Source organism: uncultured Campylobacter sp., assembly GCF_937997595.1.
Taxonomy (GTDB): Bacteria; Campylobacterota; Campylobacteria; order Campylobacterales; family Campylobacteraceae; genus Campylobacter_B.
The window spans coordinates 1-4,688 of the sequence record NZ_CALKTS010000139.1 but is presented as its reverse complement, the minus strand read 5'-3'; the positions used below and the strand labels follow the sequence as shown (position 1 = coordinate 4,688).

The 4,688-nt window shown below is 38.3% G+C and carries 5 protein-coding genes and 1 pseudogene; all 6 read right to left on the bottom strand.

Annotated features, from left to right (window positions below):
• Window positions 1-422: 422 nt before the first annotated feature.
• Complete coding sequence (locus tag Q0614_RS04810; protein WP_298786919.1) at window positions 423-947, bottom strand: hypothetical protein; 525 nt, start codon at window positions 945-947, stop codon at window positions 423-425.
• Complete coding sequence (locus Q0614_RS04805) at window positions 919-1,863, bottom strand: ankyrin repeat domain-containing protein (RefSeq protein WP_298786917.1); 945 nt, start codon at window positions 1,861-1,863, stop codon at window positions 919-921. Before Q0614_RS04805 ends, Q0614_RS04810 begins: the two co-directional genes overlap by 29 nt.
• A gap of 372 nt (window positions 1,864-2,235) precedes the next feature.
• The gene (locus Q0614_RS04800; RefSeq protein WP_298786915.1) at window positions 2,236-3,210 is read right to left on the bottom strand and encodes a hypothetical protein; all 975 of its coding nucleotides are present in this window, start codon (window positions 3,208-3,210) and stop codon (window positions 2,236-2,238) included.
• Between the two features lie 177 nt (window positions 3,211-3,387).
• Complete coding sequence (locus Q0614_RS04795; protein WP_297988376.1) at window positions 3,388-3,975, bottom strand: hypothetical protein; 588 nt, start codon at window positions 3,973-3,975, stop codon at window positions 3,388-3,390.
• Between the two features lie 155 nt (window positions 3,976-4,130).
• On the bottom strand, window positions 4,131-4,265 hold the full coding sequence (locus Q0614_RS04790; protein ID WP_298786912.1) for a hypothetical protein: 135 nt from the start codon (window positions 4,263-4,265) through the stop codon (window positions 4,131-4,133).
• A 176-nt stretch (window positions 4,266-4,441) separates the two neighbouring features.
• Window positions 4,442-4,688, bottom strand: a pseudogene (gene frdB, locus Q0614_RS04785) (fumarate reductase iron-sulfur subunit); the annotation flags it as partial.

Sequence of the window (4,688 nt, the reverse complement as noted above, 5' to 3'; positions counted from 1 at the left end):
TGCATCAAAGCAACCTAAATCCCGCCGTGTGGGAGGGCAAGCTATTTGAGTTTCTCAATAAAACGGACGCTCTTATCGAAAAATACGCCGCGGACGCAGAGCGCTCGTTGCAAGACTGGCGCAAGCAGCTGGAGATGGAATTTAAGAATTTGTAGCGCGAAATTTTAAGCGGCGAATTTCGCGGGTCCATATCAGGCGAGTTTTAGCGCCTAAATTTATATGATTTAACGCGCTGCAACTCTCGAAATTTTTAAAATTTACATACATGCCGGATTTTGCAAACCGCTTGCGTCATGGCGACAAAATTCCATGCGTTTTACAAAGCAAAACGACGCAAATTTTAAATCGGCGTAATTTATAGAATTTTGCAAGATACATAGCAACCGCGAAGCCGATAATCGCGTCTGTAAATTTTATAGAATTTACTCATGGGCAGGCGCAACATCTGCGGCTTTAGCTCCCACTTGTTCTAGCTGCTTAGACGCATCGCGCCTTAGAATTTTATCGTACTCCTCCACCTCTATCACCTTACCTTTATATCCTATTTTAAGATTTAATTCCAAGCCATCTAAGTGCAAATATCTAAAAAATTTATCCGGATCAAAGCCGCCCGCGCCATTAAGCTCATCACCGCAGAGCGCAGAGTAGCGCTTTATAAGAGTATCGTAGATACCCAGCAGCGCCGTATTCGGCGTTACCGAGCCGCATCTATTAAGATCGGGCAGCGAACCTTCGTTGAACATCATTGCACTCTTTTCCCAATCCTTTGGTTGCTCCGTCATATCAAATCTGACCATATCATAATTAAAACTACCTAATAAGGTCTGGTTCAAAATAATCTCATCGTAACAATAATTATCCATATGCTCTAGGTATCTTTTCTTATGTTCTTTCAACAAATACAAATCATTACGGCAGTCATCGTATTGTTTTTTGGATACGCTCATCGTCCGGAAGTCCTGCCAAATCGTATTTAAGCAGCAGATTTAGCATACTTGCGTCATATCGCTGCGGTAGCATCTGATATATGGAGCAGTTCGGCTGCCGCTCATCTTTGCGGTGTTTGAGAGTAAAAGCAATACAATGATCGTCCGTCCAAGCGGTAATCTCAGGTCTTACGCCGCTACTAAGCATAAGCTCCGTCATCTGCAAAAATCCGCCTGCTACGGCGTAATAGAGCGGATCAGATACCGCGCTAGTACCCTCGCTTTTAGGCGTTTCGTAATATTCCCTTACCTGTGCATCGCTAGTATCGGCGACCAAATAGGCATCGCAGCATCCTGGAGTCGCAAGCCATGGACGAACATATTTAACGCTAGAAAAGCTAGCTCCATGCTTAAGTAGAACTTCCGCGGCGGCGGTAGAGTTATTTTCGATAGCATAGCTTAGCGCCGAATGAGAAAAATCGTCCGTGCGGTTGATATCCGCTCCGTGATAGATCAGCTCCTCGGTAGTGTTTGCATCGTTGTAAAAGCTAGAATACATTATCGCCGTTATGCCAAAATGCAGCGGATCGCCCGCAGTGATGCGCTGCTCTCGCATAAATGCCAGAATACGCGCAGTGTCCTTGGAGCGCAAAAGCTTGCAGAAATACTCCATTCGCTCATCGCCCTGCACTACGCACTCATCCAAATCTAACTCGGCGCCCAGCCTTTCGTGCCAGTACTTCGCTCGTGCAGCGCGATCCTCATCCGTTAGCGGTCGATTGGAGGAGTTGCCGGAGGTCGCGATGCGGCTTGCCGTGGAATTTTGCGTGGGCTGAGTTTCGGATCTATCCATAAGTGCACCGCCTGCGATCAAGAAAAATAGGCCTGCCGTAACAACCAAGCACGCTATGATGAGCTTGGATTTTATCTCTTTCAAAGCAACCTCCACAAATAAAGTGGCAAATACTACCGAGTGCGAGCTTAGCCGAATATAAACGGACGGATTTCACAAGACAATTTCGCTCGGGCGGAATTCGCAGGGCGAGATTTAAGAGGGTAAGGCGCAAAATTTTTGCCTTCTAAATTTTACCGATAGAATTCCACGTAGAAATGTTGCTCGGGTAAAATTCTACCGACGAAATTTTATTCCAGCGACAGGCGGTTAGAATTTCAACAAGCGCTTCTACGCATAAAATTTAGCGCTAAAATTACGCCGTATTTGCACTCAGTATCGCTACGAAATTTAGTGGCGGCTACCATAAAATATTGAAATTTTAGTTTTAAATTTACCGCCCCTTCGCATATCCTCCTAGATAAAAACCGTATAGTCCTTTTTAATATAGTCTATATTTATATTTTTCTGCAAAAAATACTCTCTAACTTCGTCGTAAATTTCACTGCTATACAAATAAATCAAATAGTAGTGTGCCGATACGACAACGGAATAATATAAATATCCGCCATGCCACGGCTCATCTACTTTTATAAATGGAAAAATTTTAAATCCTTTTATGCCTTTATTTATGCAAAAATACACGACGAATTTTATAAATATATTCGCCACATACATGCAAAGCAAAAATACAAAGAAAAAACCTAACGAACCGACACAAAATATAACCAACACGATAAAAAATGAGGTTCTAAAATTTTGCGTAGAAAAGTTTTTGCATAATTTATCCTTTTCTACCTTACACTGCCTTTTGACGATCCCTTTATCTAAAAATTCTATATATTGATCGGTAAATCTTATTTCGCGTTTATTGCGTATTGCGGTAAAGATATATGTAATAACGGCGATTAGTAATATCATTATACAGGCTTCTAAATAATCGTCTACATATATATGCCCAAAATCTACAATATCCCAAATAAAAGATAGTAGAAGACCTGATACCTGAAGAAATACAAGAAGATGGGCATAAACAAAAAACTTTTCATAATTTTTGATTACTATCGGATCTTTGTCGTAGTTCCTAGCGTTAGAATTTTTAAATAAAATAGCATTGTCTGGATCTAAATTTTGAAATTTTCTACCGCGCTCTGCGTTTAAATTTAGACCGTCTAAATTTCGATCATTATAATTTAAAGTTTTAGAATCTGTATTGTTTAAATCCGAGGCATCGAAATTTAAAACATTTAAATTTGAGTTAACGGATTTTGAGGTATTAAAATTTTCGCCATCGAAATTTTGAGCACTAAAATCTTCCTGCGAGCCTTGCTCTAAATTTTGACGCCGTTCGTTTAGAATTTTCTTTAGCTCTTTGGGCTTTGCTTCGTTCATCCTTATCCCTCGCTAGCGATTTCAAAAGTTTGCCTATTTTGCCTTTTGTAGCTTAGATGGATATTAAATTTACTGAACCTAGCTTCAATTATATTACAAAATAGCAGAGCACTATCTTTAAATTTTACAAATTCTTTTTCTGCGCGATCAAGCTCAATTTACGCATTTAATTCTCTCTTATCCATGTTTAAACTCCTTGTGAAATATCATAAATTCTTTTCTAACATTATCTATATTAATACTCTTATGTAATAAAAAGTATCTCCTTAATTCCGAATAATCTTTATTGGAATTTATAAAAATATTTATTATGATGCCATCTTTAGAATATATTGCCAAACGATCATATATTTTGTTTGCTTCCAAGCCGCCAATTACAGTACAAATTAAATTCTTTGGAAGAATGAATATTGTGGCCAACAATATAAATACAACTATAAAGTCTTTAAAAACAAATAAGATCATTGTTATTATGGTAGCGAATATACAGAAATAGAAGAGTTCTTTTGAAATTGGAAAATATTCTGGTGTAGAAGTCCTAGTATCCATATTTTTAGATATCTTAATAATTTCATCTAGATTTATTCGGAAGATTTTTATTCCTTCGGCTTCTACCGAAATAAATTTTTCGTTAAAAATTATAAAGCGCCTATTAAATGGTTTATCGCGCTCAATAATTCTAATAAATGGAATAATAGTGCAAAAAATAATGAAAAAATAAGAATCTTCTGATTCGGAAAATTTTTCAATACCAAAATTAGACAACATTCCTGTTTGAGAAAGTATTATGATCAATATTAATATACAAAATTGGAAAAAAACCTATTAAAGCACTAAAATCCTTTATTATTAACTCTTTTTTACAATGGGTCTTCATATTTATATTGGAATTTCTATCATTAAAATTTCTAGACAATTTTTTAGTTCCAGATTCCGCTTATTTGAATTGGGCATTTTAAGCTTTCAAGATTAAAACTATTTCCAGAGCTCTGCTCCACATTTTGACGTCGTTCATTTAGAATTTTCTTTAACTCTTTGGGCTTTGCTTCGTTCATCCTTATCCCTCGCTAGCGATCTTAAGCGATTTTGTATTTTACTTCTCTGTCGCTTGGGATAGTATTAAATTTAAAGCTACTTCACTTGCCTGACCCAAGCATTTTGGAATTTGTCTATCGAGGTAAAATTTATAAAATTGGAAGATAAATTTAAGCGGGAAAAACCCGCTTAAATTTTATTTGCCGCAGCCGCATTTGCCCTGAGCGGCAAGCTTGCGGCGGACATAGGCGATTTTGCTTTGAAGCGGAAGATGCTTAGGGCAGTGATCCTCGCAGCCTAGCAGTGTCATACAGCCAAATACTCCGTCATCATCGCCGATCAGCTCGTAAAAATCCTCGTCGCTGCGTTTATCCAGCGCATCGATCTGAAAGCGCGCTACGCGGTTAATACCGACGGCGCCAATATAATCCTTTCGCATTATC

Excerpts from the sequence above, each read along its gene's own strand:
- Q0614_RS04810 (WP_298786919.1), bottom strand. The coding sequence starts at position 947 with ATGAGCGTATCCAAAAAACAATACGATGACTGCCGTAATGATTTGTAT.
- Q0614_RS04800 (WP_298786915.1), bottom strand. The coding sequence starts at position 3,210 with ATGAACGAAGCAAAGCCCAAAGAGCTAAAGAAAATTCTAAACGAACGG.
- Q0614_RS04790 (WP_298786912.1), bottom strand. The coding sequence starts at position 4,265 with ATGAACGAAGCAAAGCCCAAAGAGTTAAAGAAAATTCTAAATGAACGA.